Source organism: Cruoricaptor ignavus, assembly GCF_014961145.1.
In the GTDB taxonomy this organism is placed as follows: Bacteria; Bacteroidota; Bacteroidia; order Flavobacteriales; family Weeksellaceae; genus Cruoricaptor; species Cruoricaptor ignavus.
In genome coordinates, this window is sequence record NZ_CP063145.1 from 1,166,263 (window position 1) to 1,184,027 (window position 17,765).

The 17,765-nt window shown below is 48.7% G+C and carries 14 protein-coding genes; 6 read left to right on the plus strand and 8 right to left on the minus strand.

Features of this window, described 5'->3' with window-relative positions:
- The 6 genes from ccoG to IMZ16_RS05730 all read right to left on the minus strand — a co-directional run bounded on the left by ccoG (nucleotide 1) and on the right by IMZ16_RS05730 (nucleotide 7,581).
- On the minus strand, nucleotides 1-1,455 hold the full coding sequence (ccoG, locus tag IMZ16_RS05705) for a cytochrome c oxidase accessory protein CcoG (protein WP_073177735.1): 1,455 nt from the start codon (nucleotides 1,453-1,455) through the stop codon (nucleotides 1-3).
- 78 nt (nucleotides 1,456-1,533) lie between these two features.
- Nucleotides 1,534-2,418, minus strand: a complete 885-nt coding sequence (locus tag IMZ16_RS05710) for a cbb3-type cytochrome c oxidase N-terminal domain-containing protein (RefSeq protein ID WP_193439238.1) — start codon at nucleotides 2,416-2,418, stop codon at nucleotides 1,534-1,536.
- Entirely contained in the window at nucleotides 2,415-2,573 is a 159-nt protein-coding gene (locus IMZ16_RS05715; protein WP_392437316.1) for a cbb3-type cytochrome oxidase subunit 3, read from the minus strand. Before IMZ16_RS05715 ends, IMZ16_RS05710 begins: the two co-directional genes overlap by 4 nt.
- Before the next feature lie 45 nt (nucleotides 2,574-2,618).
- Nucleotides 2,619-4,898 carry a cytochrome-c oxidase, cbb3-type subunit I gene (gene ccoN / locus IMZ16_RS05720; RefSeq protein WP_193439239.1) on the minus strand — a complete coding sequence of 760 codons (2,280 nt, stop codon included), beginning with the start codon at nucleotides 4,896-4,898 and terminating at the stop codon, nucleotides 2,619-2,621.
- Nucleotides 4,879-5,103, minus strand: a complete 225-nt coding sequence (gene ccoS / locus IMZ16_RS05725) for a cbb3-type cytochrome oxidase assembly protein CcoS (protein WP_073177742.1) — start codon at nucleotides 5,101-5,103, stop codon at nucleotides 4,879-4,881. Before ccoS ends, ccoN begins: the two co-directional genes overlap by 20 nt.
- 84 nt (nucleotides 5,104-5,187) lie before the next feature.
- The gene (locus IMZ16_RS05730) at nucleotides 5,188-7,581 is read right to left on the minus strand and encodes a heavy metal translocating P-type ATPase (protein WP_193439240.1); all 2,394 of its coding nucleotides are present in this window, start codon (nucleotides 7,579-7,581) and stop codon (nucleotides 5,188-5,190) included.
- Nucleotides 7,582-7,656: 75 nt separating this feature from the next.
- On the opposite strand from IMZ16_RS05730, the gene IMZ16_RS05735 reads away from it, so the two are divergent.
- From IMZ16_RS05735 to IMZ16_RS05745, 3 genes are read left to right on the plus strand one after another with little or no spacing between them, the layout of a single operon-like run.
- Complete coding sequence (locus IMZ16_RS05735) at nucleotides 7,657-8,367, plus strand: Crp/Fnr family transcriptional regulator (RefSeq protein WP_073177746.1); 711 nt, start codon at nucleotides 7,657-7,659, stop codon at nucleotides 8,365-8,367.
- 37 nt (nucleotides 8,368-8,404) lie between these two features.
- Nucleotides 8,405-9,220: a 3-methyl-2-oxobutanoate hydroxymethyltransferase gene (gene panB / locus IMZ16_RS05740; RefSeq protein ID WP_193439241.1), complete on the plus strand. Its 816-nt coding sequence runs from the start codon at nucleotides 8,405-8,407 to the stop codon at nucleotides 9,218-9,220.
- Nucleotides 9,221-9,231: 11 nt separating this feature from the next.
- Entirely contained in the window at nucleotides 9,232-9,918 is a 687-nt protein-coding gene (locus tag IMZ16_RS05745; RefSeq protein WP_193439242.1) for an RluA family pseudouridine synthase, read from the plus strand.
- Between the two features lie 50 nt (nucleotides 9,919-9,968).
- Here IMZ16_RS05745 and IMZ16_RS05750 read toward each other — a convergent pair whose 3' ends face one another.
- Complete coding sequence (locus IMZ16_RS05750; RefSeq protein WP_193439243.1) at nucleotides 9,969-12,248, minus strand: aconitate hydratase; 2,280 nt, start codon at nucleotides 12,246-12,248, stop codon at nucleotides 9,969-9,971.
- Nucleotides 12,249-12,412: 164 nt separating this feature from the next.
- On the opposite strand from IMZ16_RS05750, the gene IMZ16_RS05755 reads away from it, so the two are divergent.
- The 3 genes from IMZ16_RS05755 (at nucleotide 12,413) to IMZ16_RS05765 (ending at nucleotide 16,436) form a co-directional block, all read left to right on the plus strand.
- Nucleotides 12,413-13,192 (plus strand): WG repeat-containing protein, encoded by a 780-nt coding sequence (locus IMZ16_RS05755; protein ID WP_227411483.1) that lies wholly within the window; start codon nucleotides 12,413-12,415, stop codon nucleotides 13,190-13,192.
- A gap of 278 nt (nucleotides 13,193-13,470) precedes the next feature.
- Nucleotides 13,471-15,600 carry a TonB-dependent receptor gene (locus IMZ16_RS05760; protein ID WP_193439244.1) on the plus strand — a complete coding sequence of 710 codons (2,130 nt, stop codon included), beginning with the start codon at nucleotides 13,471-13,473 and terminating at the stop codon, nucleotides 15,598-15,600.
- A gap of 65 nt (nucleotides 15,601-15,665) precedes the next feature.
- Entirely contained in the window at nucleotides 15,666-16,436 is a 771-nt protein-coding gene (locus IMZ16_RS05765) for a hypothetical protein (protein ID WP_193439245.1), read from the plus strand.
- Nucleotides 16,437-16,476: 40 nt separating this feature from the next.
- Here the strand turns inward: IMZ16_RS05765 and serS are convergent, their stop codons facing one another.
- Nucleotides 16,477-17,745 (minus strand): serine--tRNA ligase, encoded by a 1,269-nt coding sequence (gene serS / locus IMZ16_RS05770; protein ID WP_193439246.1) that lies wholly within the window; start codon nucleotides 17,743-17,745, stop codon nucleotides 16,477-16,479.
- Nucleotides 17,746-17,765 lie beyond the last annotated feature (20 nt).

Sequence of the window (17,765 nt, forward strand, 5' to 3'; positions counted from 1 at the left end):
TTAAAATTGCATTTTGAACGGGCCTTCAAAATATGTCTGATACTCGTCAATCTTTTTGCCCTTCTGGTCGTACACACCGATGGTGATGTTCTGCTTGGAGAGTTTTATAAGGGATTCCGGGAAGCTTACATTTATGGTGCCTTTCGTGATTTTATCCCCCTCTACCAGTATTTTATTTTTGCCGCTGTAGCTTATTACCCCGCCTTCCGGCTCTTCAATCTTAAATGTAACCTCCACTTTTTCGTTCGATTTATTCAAAAGCGTGTAGTTGTAGGTGTTGCTGATTCTGCCGTCCCTTATTACGAATGTGGAACCGGCGGGTTTTATGAATTTTGCCTCCATGCTGCCACGGTTGTACAGCAGCACGCCGAGCGCAACCCACAGGCCAACGAGCACCGCGGTGTAGGCCTTCATTTTCCCGGTGAATTTAAACGGCTTTTCTTCTTCTATCTCTTCTTCTGTTGCGTATCGGATGAGCCCCGGCGGCAGGCCTACTTTCGTCATTACCTCGTCGCAGGCATCGATGCACGCGGTACAGTTTACGCACTCCAGCTGCTGCCCGTTCCGGATATCGATACCTGTAGGGCATACCACCACGCACTGGTGGCAGTCTATACAGTCGCCCTTACCGGCGGCCTTTCTATCCTCTCCTTTTTTCCATTTCGCTCTGTTTTCTCCCCGTTTATAATCGTAGTAAACATTGATGGTCTGCTTGTCGATAAGGACTCCCTGGAGCCTGCCATAAGGGCATACCAGCGTGCAGACCTGCTCGCGGAACCAGGTGAAAACGAAGTAGAACGCAGCGGTAAAGAATATCATTACCAGAAAATTGGTAGGATGCGCGAGCGGCCCTTCCTTCATAATTTTTAAAACCTCCTCCTTACCGACTATGTACATAAACATGAAGTGTGTAACTATGAGGGATATAATGATGTAGATACCCCATTTTAGGGAGCGTTTCCAGATTTTCTCAGCGTTCCAAGGCTGTTTGGCGAGCTTCATCTGCTTATTTCTGTCGCCCTCTATGGCGTACTCTATTTTTCTGAAAACCATTTCAAGGAAAATAGTCTGTGGGCAGATCCAGCCGCAGAAAATCCTGCCGTACACTACGGTGAACAGGATGATGAATACTATAGAAGCAATGGCCCCTAGCGCAAGGATGGAGAAATCCTGTGGGTAGAAGGGCATCCCGAAAATATAGAATTCCCTGTCTAATATGTTGAACATAAGTACAGGATTACCGTTGATTTTCAGAAATGGCAGAATAAAAAATACCGCCAGAAGAAAGTATGCTACAATAGTCCTGTAATTAGTATATTTTCCCTTGGGTTTCCTTGGGAAAACCCATTTACGTTTTCCGGATTGTTCCATAGTACCCACGGAATCGCGGAAGGTTTCCGGATCGAGCACCTGTCCCTGCCCGCCACGCAGGTTTTCGTTGATTTGATTTGCCATATTTTAAAACAAAGAAACATAACCCTCCACCTATGCAGGGCGGCGGGTTATGCTTATAGATTTTATATTTTGTAAAAATTATTGCTGCTTCTCCCAGTTAGCCTCGGTTCCTTGAGGCGCAGCACCACCCTCTGCTGGTGTAATTGGCGCCTGCTCCTGGTTAATATGATATACATATGCTGCAATCTTTTCTATATCGTTTCCGGTAAGCTCCCCATTTTTACCAAAGCCCCTCATCGAAGGGTTGTTCGGAGACCCGTCCCATACCATGTGGAAAATGTTTTTATACAAAGATGGTTCCACCTGGTTTATCCAGTAATTATCTGTCAGATTGGGGCCAATACCGCCACGCCCGCCGTCACTATGGCAGGAAACGCAGTTCGTCTGGAAGAGTTCTTTACCTTCTTCAATGTTATCAGCGCTATATTCGGCTGTTTCCAGCGTTGCCTGAGGCACGGTTTTCATATATTCATCCACTGCGGCTATCTGCATCTTATATTCATCTTCGTATTCCTTTATCGGATTAGCAAAATCTGTAAGGAAGAACGAGATAAGGTAGATAACGCAGTACGCCACGCCGAAGTAAAATAAACCGAGCCACCACTTCGGGAGCTGGTTATCCAGTTCCATAATCCCGTCGAAGCCGTGGTCGATAAGGATATCCTTCTCCTCGCTGGCTGTTTGTTTCTTGAAAGCTGCCTTGTATAGTCTTTGAAAATACGGGGTGTTTTTTACAGCCAGGTATTCCCTTTTTTCCTCATCATCCAGCTTTTTAAACTGTTCGTTTTCTATAAGATCGCCCAGCGCCTGGTTTATCATTGCAACGATTACCGTTATCAGCACCATACCCCAGAAGAACGGTGATGAGAGGAATGCCGAGCTCTGCACAAACATATAAAAGAAAATGATGAGCAGTACGAATAGCGTTAGAATTGTAACCGCAAGCGGTGTTCTCTGTTTCATAATTGTTGGTTTTTTTCGTCGTCATCTAAAGGCAATTCCGCCTGGTCTTCATAGTACTTTTTCGGCTTGCTGAAAACATACCACAGCAGTGCGATAAAGAATGAGAAGAAAATAAGGAGCGCTATAATCTGGTAAAGGCTTTGGCCGTTACTCAAAATATCTTTAAAGCTCTGCGGAATCACCTTTAAATCTTAAATAAATTAATTATTGCTTGCAGTCTGTACTTCAGTAGTTTTAATGTCCGTACCCAACCTTTGCAGATAAGCAATAAGGGCAGTGATTTCTCGCTTCTCTAGCGGTACAAAGTTTCCGCCCTGCTGCGCCTTCTGCTCATCAAATGATTTTTTCACATCGGCAGCTTCCGCATAAATGTCCCGTACGATTGCCGCAGCCTGATTATCTGCCCAGGCATTGGCAGAATCAATTTCTGCTTTTGAGTAAGGCACATCAAATACATCCTTCATAAGGTTAAGCTTGTCTACCATCTGAGACCTGTCCAGCGTGTTGGCAATTAGCCAAGGATAGCGCGGCATAATGGAACCTGCCGAAGTAGATCTCGGGTTGTACATATGCTTAAAGTGCCAGGAGCTCGGGTTCTTACCGCCTTGCCTGTGCAAATCTGGGCCAGTTCGCTTAGAGCCCCAAAGGAATGGCCTGTCATAAACGAACTCCCCAGCCTTTGAGTATTGTCCGTTTTTCCCGTTAAATCTTACAACCTCATCGCGGAACGGGCGGATCATCTGAGAGTGGCAGGCATTACATCCCTCTCTGATATAAAGATCCCTGCCTTCTAGCTCCAGTGGGGAGTAAGGCTTCACAGCAGCGATTGTAGGTACATTTTCTTTTATAGTAAGCGTAGGTACAATTTCTACCAGACCACCGATAGCCACTGTGATAAAGCCTAAAGTTGTGAGCAACCAAGGTGTTCTTTCCAGCCATAGGTGGAAGCCTTCCCCCTCTTTTCTTTTGCTGGTAATGTTCGCCAGAGCAGGTGCTTCAGCCTCAACTTCTCTTTGGAATGAGCCTTGCTGAGCGGTTTTTATCACATTTATGGTCATAAGCACCGCACCGATGAAGTATAGCAGACCGCCGACGAATCTCATCTGGAAATATGGGATGATAGCAGTAACGGTATCCAGCCAGTTTTTCCAAACCAGAGTTCCGTCCGGGTTAAACTGCTTCCACATCAGCCCCTGAGTAAATCCTGCAATGTAGAGCGGCACAGCATAGAAAATAATACCCAGCGTACCGAGCCAGAAGTGCCAGTTGGCCATTTTTGTAGACCAAAGCTTAGTTCTCCAAAGGATAGGAACCAGATAATAAATCATACCGAACGCTATAAAGCCGTTCCATCCGAGAGCACCTAAGTGAACATGCCCAATTACCCAGTCGGTATAGTGTCCAATTTTGTTAAGGGTTTTAGTTGCCAAAAGCGGTCCTTCAAAAGTCGCCATACCGTAGCAGGTTACCGCCACCACGAAGAATTTCAGCACTGGGTTTTCGCGCACCTTATCCCAGGCACCGCGCAGCGTAAGGAGCCCATTCAGCATACCGCCCCAGGAAGGTGCGATAAGCATAATGGAAAACGCCGTACCTAAAGCCTGAGCCCAGGCAGGAAGCGCCGTGTATTGCAGGTGGTGCGGCCCTGCCCAAATGTAGACAAAGATAAGCGACCAGAAGTGGATAATGGATAGCTTATAAGAGAACACCGGACGATCCGCAGCCTTAGGCAGGAAGTAATACATCAGGCCAAGCACGGGCGTAGTAAGGAAGAACGCCACGGCATTGTGCCCGTACCACCACTGCACTAGGGCATCTTTTACGCCTGCGTACGCAGAGTAGGATTTCCAGCCGGTGAATGTCAGCGGAACTTCCAGGTTATTAAAAATATGCAGCATTGCCACGGCAACCCAAGTACCAAGGTAGAACCAGATGGCCACATATAGGTGGCGCACCCGTCTCTTCGCAATGGTGCCCAGCATATTGATACCGAAAATCACCCAAACGACAGTGATCAGGATATCTATTGGCCACTCGTGCTCTGCGTATTCCTTTGAAGTGTTAATACCAAGGAAGAAGGTAATGACCACCGATACAATCATCAGCTGCCATCCCCAGAAATGCACCCACGAGAGCAAATCGCTGTACATCCTGGTCTTGAGAAGGCGCGGCATCGAGTAATAAACGCCGGCAAATATGGTATTACCCACGAATGCAAAAATCACCGCGCTGGTGTGTAGCATCCGGATACGCCCGAAGCCGAATGCCCCCTGGGTGTTAATAAGCCCCTGCAGGTTTCCGGCCGCAAGACTTTTAATCGTCGGGTCATCCGTACCGAAAAGAAATTCCGGCAGCTCGGGATAAAATAGCATCAAAGCAGCCGTAAGCCCCAGCAGGAAGCCTACAAGGCCAAACACAATCGTAGCCCAGAGGAAGGCTCGCACGATGGTGTTGTCATACCTAAACTTTTGTGTTTCCATTTATATTTATATCGTTTTTTCGTCCGTCTCCTGCATCCGCCGCCGCAGGCTCTTTTGTCTTTTTAGCCTCATCATCTAGGAGGATGCGCACCGCAGGCGATTCATCATCCTCAAACTGACCCTTCCTGGCACTGACGATGAATATTACCAGAAAAACTGCGGCAAGCGAAACGCTGCAGATAATCATTAGGTACAGTATATCCATCTGGCTAACAAAGGTATATTGTTTTAGGCATCAAAATTAAATAAATTTGATGATATTCCTCATAGCGGATAATTTATAACGCTTCTAAATACCGTGCCCTCCAAAATTCCTTACGGATGCAGCCCAGGAGGCAAGGGAGGTAAAAACCACCACCGTGATGGAGCTTGCCGGCATCAGGATGGCCGCCACCAGCGGGGACAGATGCCCGGAGACTGCAAAACTCAGCCCGATGATGTTGTAGAGGAAGCTTATGCCCACCGTGATTTTCACAATGCGCATTGCATCTTTGGACATCTTCAGGAATTTATCCGCCCACACCAGCGCGCCGCCATGCATAATTACATCCGAGGACGGCGTAAAGGTGTTGGTGTCTTCCGCAATCGCTATACCCACATCGCTCTGCTTCAGCGCGCCGGCGTCGTTCAGCCCGTCGCCAAACATCGCCACCCTATCTCCCTGGTTCTGAATATTCTGAATATAATCCAGCTTATCCTCAGGGCTTTGGTCGAAGGCCATCTTAGAGCCACGGGGCACTATATTTTCAAGGTTCTGCCGCTCGGCCTCGTTATCTCCGCTAAGGATGTGGATTTTGTAATTTTTCAATCTTGAGAAAAGATCTTCCAGCCCCGGGCGGTATTCATTTTTAAAGACAAATTTACCAAGGAAAATTCCACCGCGGCTGATGTAGACCGCTGTTTCCAGATGCTCCGCCTGCTGGCCGCTTAGCGACGCGGAGCCCACCGTGTAGGCGTTCCCGCGCACCTCCGCCGAGTAGCCCTTGCCGGGGATTTCCGCAAAATTTTTTGCCGGGAGGTACGGATCTTCCACTGCCAGATGCTCGTATAGCGCCTTGGACAATGGGTGTGTGGAATTCTTAAGCAATGATTTTAAATCCTCAAGAGTTTCCTTCGGCAGCTCTTTGCCTGCATACTGGATTTCCGATTTCTTACTGTGGGTGATGGTCCCCGTCTTGTCGAAAACCAGCGTATCCACCCCGGAGAGTTTTTCTATCGTGTGGGTATCTTTTACATAAAAACGGTGCCTGCCGAGGATGCGCATCACATGGCCCAGCGTGAAAGGCGCCGCGAGGGCGAGGGCGCACGGGCACGCCACGATGAGGATTGCAGAAACTACCTGCCACGCCCGGCCGGCATCGATCCTGAACCAGTACAGCGCCGCAAGCGCAGTGATGCCGAGAATCACAAAAGTAAAATACTTGCTGATGCGGTTGATCACCGTATCCAGCCCTGTTTCCTTCTTCCGGAAGGCGTCCTTGTTCCATAGCTGTGTGAGGTAGCTCTGGTCCACATTCTTTACCACCTCCAGCTCCAGCACCGCGCCCAGCTGCTTGCCTCCGGCATAGATTTTATCCCCGGGATTCTTCGGGACGGCAGCGCTCTCTCCAGTGATGAAACTGTTGTCTATATTTGCCTCGCCATTAATGAGCACCGCATCTACGGGGATGATTTCCTGATTCCTTACCAAGATCCTGTCGCCCACCTGCAGATCCGAGAGCAGCACATTCTGCTGTGAGCCATTAGCGATTTTCGTAACGGCGATAGGGTAAAAGGATTTGTAATCGCGGTCGTAAGACAGGGCGCTGTAAGTCCTCTGCTGGAATATTTTGCCTAAAAGCATAAAGAAGAGCAGCCCGCAAAGCGTATCGAAATAGCCCGGGCCATAGTCGGTGAGCACTTCGTAGATGCTGCGCAGGTAGAGAACCGCAATGCCGAGGGATATAGGCACATCGATGTTTACCACCTTATTTTTCAAGCCGTACCAGGCGGATTTAAAATAGCCCGAAGCGCTGTAAAACACCACCGGCGTGGCCAGCAGGAAGCCCGCCAGGCGGAAGAGATTTTTGTAGCGGCTGATCCAGAACTCCCCGTCCTGCACATATTCCGGGATGCTGAAGAACATCGCATTGCCGAAGGCGAAGGCAGCCACGCCGAATTTTATGATCAGGCTGCGGTCTATTTTCTCCGGTTTTTTCTCGGAGGATTCCAGCGAGATCGCAGGCTTGTAGCCGAGGCTTGCGAGGTATTTTGCCACATCGCTCAGGTTCATTTTCTCCTGATTGAAGGAAACCTGCAAGGTTTTTTTTGTAAAATTTACCTGGGTAAACTTAATATCCGGATGGATGCTCGGCAGGCTTTCCAGCAGCCAGATGCAGGATGTGCAGTGGATTACGGGGATTTTGAAGGTCACTATCGCCGTGCCCCCGTCTGAGAAGTCGGTAAGCCTTTCGAAAACTTCCGGGGTATCCAGGTAATCAAATTGGGAGAGGTTGGTATCCGGGCGCACCCCGGAGTGCCTGTTCAGCGAGTAAAAATTCTCAAGATTGTTCAGGTTTAGAATTTCATATACCGATTTGCAGCCCTGGCAGCAAAATGTTTTCTCATCGAAAAGTATCCGCTCTCGGCCTATTTCCAAACCACAATGGTAGCATTTTTCCTCTGCAACTGTTCGGGATTCCACGCTGCAAAATTAGCCTAAATTTGAATGAGTTTAAAAATTTGGCTACATTTGTGACAATTATCATCTAAAACCAAGATGTCACTCCAGCAACAGCAAACGATAGAAAAAAACCTGCGCGAAGCCTTCGATTTTGAGCGCCTGCGTACCAGCCTTGATCAGGAAACCTACGACCTTGCCAGCAATTCTCTTAAAGAAAAAACCTATAAAAAAGGCGAGTGTATCTTCGACGACGGGGAGTTTCCGAAAGGCGTTTACTTCATCACCAAAGGGACTATAAAACTCTCTAAATCAGGGACTTTCGGGAAAGACCAGATTCTCAGGTTCATAAAGGAAGGCGATCTGGTAGGCTACCGCTCCATCCTCAGCGGGGAGGATTTCCAGGCGCGGGCCGAGGCGATGAATGATGTTTCCGCGACCTTCGTTCCCGCTGCCGTGTTTCTGAAATTACTGGAGGAAGATCCAAAAATCTCCTACGCAATGCTTCAGAAAATCGCTTACGAACTGGGAGAATCTTCCAAAACCATTACCTTCCTCGCTCAGAAAACGGTACGCGAAAGACTCGCTGAGGTGCTGCTGCTTCTGGAGCACAAACTTGGGGCTGACCAGGAGGGCTACATAAAAATCTCACTAACAAGGGAGGAAATCGCCAACCTGGTGGGCACCGCCACGGAGAGCGCCATCCGCCTCATTTCTGAATTTAAATCCGATAAACTGATCCAGACCGACGGCAGAAAAATAAAAATCATCAACCACGAGAAGCTCAGAAAGCTGGCGCATGTTCAGTAGGCATTTATTTTAATCTTAATTTTTCCATTCACGAAAAATGTCCGTACACTCCGAAATAAAAAAAATCACTACTGAAACCCTCCGGGAAATGAAACGGCGCGGCGAGAAGATCTCCATGCTTACCGCCTACGATTTTACCACCGCCAAAATCCTGGATGCAGGCGGCATAGACACTATACTCGTGGGCGATTCTGCCGCCAATGTGATGGCAGGTTTTGAGACTACGCTGCCTATCACCCTAGACCAGATGATCTACCACACGCAGTGCGTAGTCCGCGGCACAAAACGGGCACTCGTAGTAGCGGACCTTCCATTCGGCACCTATCAGGGAAGCCCTGAAAAGGCCCTGGAATCCGCCGTAAGGATGATGAAGGAAGGCGGTGCGCAGGCGCTGAAACTGGAAGGCGGGAGCGAGATTTCGAAATCACTGGAAAGAATCCTAAAAGCAGGGATCCCGGTGGTAGGGCATCTTGGGCTTACGCCTCAGTCGGTACATCAGTTTGGCGGGTACGGGCTGCGCGCAAAAGATGAGGCAGAGGCGGAGAAGCTGCTGCGCGATGCGAAATTGCTTGAGAGCCTCGGTTGCTTTGCTATTGTTTTGGAAAAAATACCTGCAGCACTTGCGCGGAAGGTGAGCGAAAGCCTAAGCATTCCTACAATCGGCATCGGGGCAGGCGCCGGTTGCGATGGGCAAGTGCTTGTTTTTCAGGATTTTGTTGGGATGAATAAGGGCTTCAAACCGAAATTCCTGCGGCAGTACCTGAATCTTTTTGATGAAGTCAGCGCGGCAGTGTCCAGATTTGACGGGGATGTGAAAAGCGGTAATTTCCCGAACGAAAAAGAGAGTTACTGATCAGTTTTCTAATGCAGGAACAGATTATCTACGAAGACAACCACCTCCTCATCATCAACAAAAAGGCCGGGCAGCTGGTGCAGGGCGATAAAACCGGTGATGAATCTCTGCTGGATTTGCTGAAAAACCACATTAAAATCCGCGATGAAAAACCCGGCAATGTTTTCCTGGGGCTGGTGCACCGCATCGACAGGCCTACCTCGGGGCTCGTGATTTTTGCCAAAACATCAAAGGCGCTTTCGCGGCTGACACAGATGGTAAAAAACCGGGAAATCCGGAAAACTTACTGGGCACTCGTGGGCAAAGAGCCGATGCCGCAGCAGCAGCGGCTGGTACACTACCTGAAGAAAAATGAGAAAAACAATAAAGCAATTGTTTTCCCATACGCTACCGAAGGCGCGAAGGAAGCCATCCTCACTTACAGAATTCTGAAAACGCTTGATAATTACCGGCTTCTGGAAATCGATCTGGAAACCGGAAGGCACCACCAGATTCGTGCGCAGCTTTCGCAGATTGGCGCACCCATAAAAGGCGATTTAAAATACGGCGCACCGCGCTCCAATCCGGATGGGGGTATTTCTCTCCTTGCCAGGAAGCTGTCGTTCGTACACCCTGTCTCGAAGGAGAGTATAGAAGTCACTGCCCCTGTTCCGCAAAATGATGCGGTATGGAGGGCTGCCGAGCATTCTGAGGAATAAAAAATCCCGACAGAATTTCCGCCGGGATTTTCAATTTTTACCAATCGATATTATGCCAGGTTTCTCTTCGCTTCTTCAGCGATAAGGTTCAAGGCAGAGCCTGCACGGAACCAGCCAACCTGCTGTTCATTGTAGGTATGGTTGGCAATCACGGTATCTTTTGTGCCATCACTGTGGATGAATTCCAAAGTCAGCGGCTTACCAGGTGCGAACTGATTCAGATCAAGGAAGTTCACGGTATCATCTTCCTGAATTTTATCATAATCTTCCTTATTGTCAAAAGTCAGCGCCAGCATACCCTGCTTTTTCAGGTTGGTTTCGTGGATTCTCGCAAAAGATTTTACCAGAACAGCCTTCACGCCAAGGTGTCTCGGCTCCATCGCAGCGTGCTCCCTGGAAGAGCCTTCGCCGTAATTCTCGTCGCCCACAACGATTGACGGAATGCCGTTTGCCTTGTATTCTCGCTGAACCGCAGGCACTTCGCCGTAATCACCGGTCAGCTGGTTTTTCACCTTATTGGTTTCCATATTGTAGGCATTTACCGCGCCAATCAGCATATTGTTGGAAATATTATCCAGATGCCCGCGGTATTTCAGCCAAGGCCCAGCCATCGAAATATGGTCTGTAGTACATTTCCCGAAAGCTTTAATCAGAACTTTCGCACCGGTAATGTTCTGCCCGTCCCAAGGTTGGAAAGGCTCCAGCAGCTGCAGCCGGTCAGAATTCGGGTCCACAATTACCTGAACATTCGAGCCGTCTTCAGAAGGCGCCTGATAGCCATTGTCATCCACATCGAAACCTTTCTCAGGAAGTTCGTAGCCGCTCGGCTCGTTCAGCTTCACCTGCTCTCCGGCTTCGTTCGTAAGCGTATCAGTTATCGGGTTAAAATCCAGCCTTCCGGAGATTGCCACGGCAGCCACCATTTCTGGCGATGCTACGAAAGCGTGCGTGTTTGGGTTGCCGTCCGCCCTTTTCGCGAAGTTTCTGTTGAATGAATGGATGATGGAGTTCTTCTCGCCTTTTTCCGCGCCTTCCCTATCCCATTGCCCGATGCACGGTCCGCAGGCGTTGGTGAAGATTCTCGCGTTTTCAAATTTGCGGAAAGAATTCAGGAAGCCATCTCTTTCTGCGGTGAATTTCACCTGCTCAGAACCAGGGTTGATGCCCAGGATTGCTTTAGGCTTCACGCCTTTTGCTACGGCATCTTCCACGATGGAAGCTGCGCGGGAAAGGTCTTCGTAAGATGAATTCGTGCAGGAACCAATCAGCGCCCACTCTACATCCAGTGGCCAATCGTTCGCTTCCGCCTTCTCACGGAATTCTGCAACTGGCGTAGCCAGATCCGGTGTGAACGGCCCGTTCAGGTGCGGTGTCAGCTCATCCAGATTAATTTCAATTAATTGGTCAAAGTATTGCTCCGGATTTTCGTAAACCTCAGGGTCGCCCGTCAGGTGCTCCGCGATTTTATCGGCAGCATCCACCACATCCTGCCTGCCCGTGGCAGCAAGGTAGCGGCGCATCGCATCATCGTAGCCAAAGGTGGAAGTTGTAGCCCCAATTTCCGCACCCATATTACAGATGGTGCCTTTTCCGGTGGCAGAAAGGGATTTTGCACCCTCGCCGAAATATTCTACGATGCAGCCCGTACCACCCTTCACGGTAAGGATTCCTGAAACTTTCAGGATGACATCCTTCGCGGAAGTCCAGCCGTTCATTCTGCCGGTAAGTTTCACGCCGATAAGTTTCGGCATCTTTAGTTCCCACGGCATTCCGGCCATTACATCCACCGCATCTGCACCACCTACACCTATGGCCACCATTCCTAGGCCGCCGGCATTTACCGTGTGAGAATCGGTACCTATCATCATACCGCCAGGGAATGCGTAGTTTTCCAGCACCACCTGGTGAATGATCCCTGCACCTGGCTTCCAGAAGCCGATGCCGTATTTATCGCATACGGAGCTCAGGAAATTGAAAACTTCAGAGTTTTTGTTGATGCCTTCCTGCAAATCCTGCTCTGCACCTACCCTTGCCTGAATTAGGTGATCGGCGTGGGCCGTGGAAGGCACGGCTACCTTTTTGCGGCCAGCCTGCATAAACTGCAGCAGTGCCATTTGTGCTGTGGCATCCTGCATCGCTACGCGGTCCGGCGCGAAATCCACATAAGAATTTCCACGCTCGAAAGTTTCCGTAGCCTCGCCCTGCCAAAGGTGGGTGTAAAGGATTTTCTCAGCAAGCGTAAGCGGGCGGTTCACAACCTTGCGGGCTGCCTCTATCCTTGCCGGATACCGCTCGTACACCTTCTTAATCATATCAATATCGAAAGTCATAGTAATGATGTTTTTTTTATTTACCAAAAATTATCAACAAATATACAAAATATGAACTTTCTCATTCAAAAATTATTACATTTAGATTCTTTATAAATAATGCCTGCCTTAAAGATAGGCATGCCAAAATAAGCTGTGGAAGATTTCCTAAATTTGCCTCTATAATGAAGCGCTTAATCTTTTTCTTGAGTTTTACCGCCTCCATCTCGCTGAATGCTCAGGCGAAAAAACCCTCTGCCGCGAGTGCCCGGAGCAAAACCTCTGCAGCGAAAACTTCTGCAAAACAGGGAATGCCCACCGCTAAATCCCAGGATTTAGCAAAAATAAACGACAGCGTGCCGGCCCTGCTTCCTTTTAAAGAAAACGGGAAGATGGGCTTTAAAAACCAGTCGGGGAAAATCATTATCCCAAATACCTACTCCAATGTGGGTTTTTTCTATGAAGACTGCACCCTGCTGCACTCCCCGAGGGAGCAGGCAAGGAAGTACGGCAGCGGCGAGTATGCCTCCGTGCGGGATGCGGCAGGGGACTACCGCATCGACAAGAATGGAAAAAAAGTTTATAAATTTAAAGACGAAGACCTCGGAAAATGCCCGGCGGAATTTAAAAAACAAAAGTACCACGCCTATGTAAAAGCGGGGTTCTACGGGCTGATAGATGACGAAATTTTCAAGGATGAGAGCGACTACCGGCAGTACAGCATCTACCCACAATTCCAATACCTGCATGTGCTGGAAGGTGATGATCTTGAGAACCCGATGATCATAGCCGCGTACAAGGACCGCTTCGGCGTGATAGACAAACACGGCAAAATCATAATCCCGTTTGAGTATGAGGACATTAAGCGGAACTACAGCTGGAAAATCGCGCGGCTATTCGAGGTGACGAAGGATAATAAAAACTACTTTTTCGTGGATGCCAGCAACCGCATCTTGGGAAAGTGATTTTCTTTCCACGATTTTAATACTTTTTTAACAAATATTTTCTAAATTTGCCGCTGAATAAAGGGGTGCTGCAAAGGCGGCTGAGATTACACCCATAGAACCTGGAACGGGTAATGCCGTTTAGGGAAATCGGTTGAATGTAGCAATTTACTGATTTAACATATAACAATTTTCGGGCGGGATTTCTTGCCTGGAAAAAATTGGTAAACCGTTATATTTTTTCAAAACGCTGCACTGCGAAGCTCCTTTTATTCAATAATTTTTAAAAAATTTATAGAATGAAAGGATTTCTTATTTTGGGACTTTGCGCAATCCCGGCAGTGTTCTTCGCACAGGCGCAGAAGGAAAGAATCAGCAGCGACAGCATCCGCGAGAAGCAGATACAGGAGGTGCAGCTCATCAGGCGGCTGCCCGTGGCGAAGGAAATCATCAGCGTGGAGCGCGACCTCGCCGTGAAGAACCTTGGGCAGGACCTGCCCATTTTGCTGGGCAACCAGATGTCGGTAGTGACGACCTCCGATGCCGGTAACGGCGTGGGCTACACGGGATTCCGCATCCGCGGGGTGGGCGGCAATGCCATTAATGTGATGATGAACGGCGTGCCGTACAACGACTCCGAATCCCAGGGCACCTTCTTCGTAGATGTTCCGGATCTGATGAGTTCCGCCTCGCAGGTGGTGATCCAGCGCGGCGTGGGCACTTCCAGTAACGGCGTATCGGCATTCGGTGCCAGCGTGAATGTAATTTCCAAAGACCCAGAGGAAGTTTTTTCTGCGAAAATCGACAATTCCTACGGCTCATTTAACACTCAAAAATATGCCGGGGAGATAAACTCCGGCAAACTCCTCGACGGCAAGCTGAGCCTGATGGGGCGCTATACAAAGATAAAGAGCGACGGATACATCGACCGCGCCACATCCAACCTTGATTCTTACAACGGCACCGCACTCTTCGAGGCGGGGGACACCAGGCTGCGCTTTATGGCCTTCGGCGGGAAGGAGATTACCTACCAGGCCTGGAACGGTATAGACCGCGAGACCTGGCTTACTAACCCGAAATTTAACTTCGGCGGGGCAATCTACAACGAGGATTGGTCGGAAATTGTCGGGTTTTATGACAATGAAGTTGATGATTACAAGCAGAACCACTACCAGCTCCTCTGGGGCCAGAAATTCTCTGACCGGTGGAATCTGGAAACCACCCTGCATTATACCAAAGGCAAAGGCTATTTCGAAAATTATATGCAAGGGCAGGAGTTTGCCAGTTACGGTCTAGCGGATGTTACTGGGCTGGGCTATGCCGACTTTATCCGGAAAAAATGGCTGAACAATGATTTCTACGGCATCGTATCCACCCTATATGGCAACACGGGAAATTTAGACCTGAACTTCGGCTTGGTGGCCAACCAGTACTACGGCAGGCACTACGGAAATGTTAGCGGCGTGGCGCTTCCGCAGATTTTCGAACACGAGTATTACAGGAACCGCTCCGTAAAAAACGAAATCTCCGGTTTTGCCAAGGCTGTGTACGCGTTGGATGATTTCGAGATATTCGGCGACCTGCAGCTGCGCAATATCGACTATGATACGAAGATCCTCCTGGAGCATCCGGAAGATGGGGCAAATATGGATAAAAACTGGACTTTCTTCAACCCGAAAGCCGGCATCAGCTACAGATTCCCTGCGGGCAAGGCCTTCCTTTCCGCTGCGGTGGCGCACCGCGAGCCGAACCGCGAAGATCTCCTCGCCAATCCTGAAACCAAAGCGGAGCGCCTGTACGACTACGAAGCCGGGGTGGAGAAATCTTTCGGGAATTTCTCTTTCACTGCCAACCTGTATTATATGCAGTATACCGACCAGCTGGTGCTGACGGGCGCCATTAACAATGTGGGGGCCTTCATCCGCGAAAATTCCGGGAAAAGCTACAGAACCGGCGTTGAGATTGGTGCGCTGGCAAACATCTCCGATATGCTGAGCCTCTCCGGAAACCTTACCTGGAGCGAGAATAAAAACAAAGACTATAAAGTGGAAACCGATGCCGGCGCGGTGAATCTCGGGAATACGGACATCTCCTTCTCACCAAAATTCATCGGGAATCTCGGCTTTAGCCTGAAACCTGCAAAAGGACTCTCCTTCGGGATGCAGGGAAAATATGTGGGCAGCCAGTACCTGGACAATACGCAGAACGATGCACTGAAATTGGATGATTTCTTCCTCGCCGATGCCAACGCGCGCTATACTCTGCCGCTCAACAAGGTGGATCTCGACATCAAGCTTTTGGTAAATAATATTTTCGACAAGAAATATGTTTCCAACGGCTATGTTTATGACGCCGCACCTTACTACTACGCCCAGGCGGGAACGAATTTCCTAGCTGGGGTTACCGTAAAATTCACCAACAGAAAATAGCCTGATATTGAGGAGGTTACACTTTTGGTATTCGTTTTGATGGTAGTCATTCGAAACTTTTTATAATGAAAAAATACCTTTATCTAGCTTGCGCTGCCTTGCTTCTGTTGCTTACTTCCTGCTCAGTCAATTCAGAATCTACCTTTTACAAAGATGCCACTACGAGTATGGAGACCAAGATCCTTATGGATCAGGGGATGATTCAGATGCTGAATATGTACAACAGGGGCGATTTATCTGCTCAAACCAAAGGACTGACCCACGACTGGAAAAGCCTTTATGATATTCAGAAAGATAACAGGATTATTCTGAATGGAGACTCTGCAGCGGTGCTGAAAAAAGTTTTCGTAAAGCTGAATAATGAGCAGAACGAGGTGGCAGGCATCTCGCTGAAATATGATAAAATGAGCCAGGACGAGATTAATAAAATGTTTTCCCAAAGTCGCGAGATGAAGAATCTTCCTCTCCAGAATTTTGCCAACTGGGACGGCAGAACGCTTACCATTGATACTGAGAAATTCGATTTGGGGATGCTTGGCAAAATGGTGGAGGACAGAGGAAGATTCCCAGGGAAACAGCCGGAAACAAAGCGGGATTCCCTGCAGATGTACGGCAGAAAAATGGCGGAGGGGATGGCAGGAATGATGCGAATGTTTAATGCCGATATCTCTGCCACATTAAAATTTCAAAGGCCGATAAAAGATATTGCAGGAAGACACGATTTTGTTCAGCAAGTGGATAATAAAACCGTGAAGGTAACGCTCCGCAGCAACGACCTGCTGAATCCCGAAAAACTGGAAAATAAAGATAAAAAAATCGTAATTACCACAAAATAAAAAAAGCCTGAATTCAGGCTTTTTTTCTGTCTTAAGTCCTCTAAACAATCTCCTCAAACCTGCAATATTCCGCGATTTTCGCAGGAATTCTGATGCCGTTTTCCGTCTGGTTATTTTCCAAAAGAGCGGCCATAACTCTCGGCAAAGCCATTGCAGAGCCGTTCAAAGTGTGAACCAGCTGCGTTCTTCCATCGGCTTTGTATCGGCATTTTAAGCGGTTGGCCTGGAAAGTTTCAAAGTTGGACACGGATGATACCTCCAGCCATTTCTCCTGAGCAGCGCTCCAAACTTCGAAATCGTAAGTGAGTGCCGATGTAAAGCCCATATCTCCACCGCAGAGCCGAAGAATCCTGAACGGCAATTCTAAATCCTGCAGAATTTCCTTCACATGCTCCACCATCTCATCCAGCGCAGCATAGGAATTTTCCGGCTTCTCGATGCGCACGATTTCCACCTTCTCGAACTGATGCAATCGGTTCAGCCCGCGTACATGGGCACCGTAGCTTCCGGCTTCTCTTCGGTAGCATTGGGAAAACGCCGTGTTTTTTATCGGTAAATCCTTCTCCTCCAGCAAAGTATCGCGGTAAATGTTCGTCACCGGAACTTCCGCCGTAGGAATCAGGTACAGGTTGTCCTCATTCACGAAATACATCTGCCCTTCCTTGTCGGGCAGCTGCCCGGTGCCATAGCCCGAAGCCTCGTTCACCACATGTGGCGGATTGATTTCCAGATAGCCAGCATCCGTATTTTTATCCAGAAAATACTGCACCAGGGCACGCTGAAGCCTCGCACCTTTGCCCAGATAAACCGGGAAGCCTGCACCGGCAATTTTCACGCCGAGCTCAAAATCTATCAGGTTATACTTTTTCGCAAGTTCCCAGTGTGGAAGCGCATTTCCGCCCAAGGCATCCGCATTCCCGGACTGGAAAACCACTTCATTATCCTCCGCAGAAACGCCCGGTTTCACGATTACTGCCGGGATGTTCGGGATCTGGTAAAGCACCTGCTGAAGCTGCTCTTCCTTCTCCTTCAGCTTGGCCTGTAGGCTCTGGCTCTTCTCCTTAAACTCCGCGGTTTGCGATTTTGCCTTCTCTGCTTCATCTTTTTTCCCTTCCTTCATCAGTGCACCGATTTCCTTGGAAATCCGGTTCATTTCGGAAAGATTTTGGTCGAGCTCAAACTGCAGCGCTTTCCGCTCATCATCCAACTTTATGGCATCATCCAGCAGATGGATTTCTTTGAAATTCCGTTTCTTCAGGCCTTCTTCCGCCCGAACTTTATTTTCCCGCAAAAAATTAACCTGTAGCATATTTCGTTTTTAGCAAAATT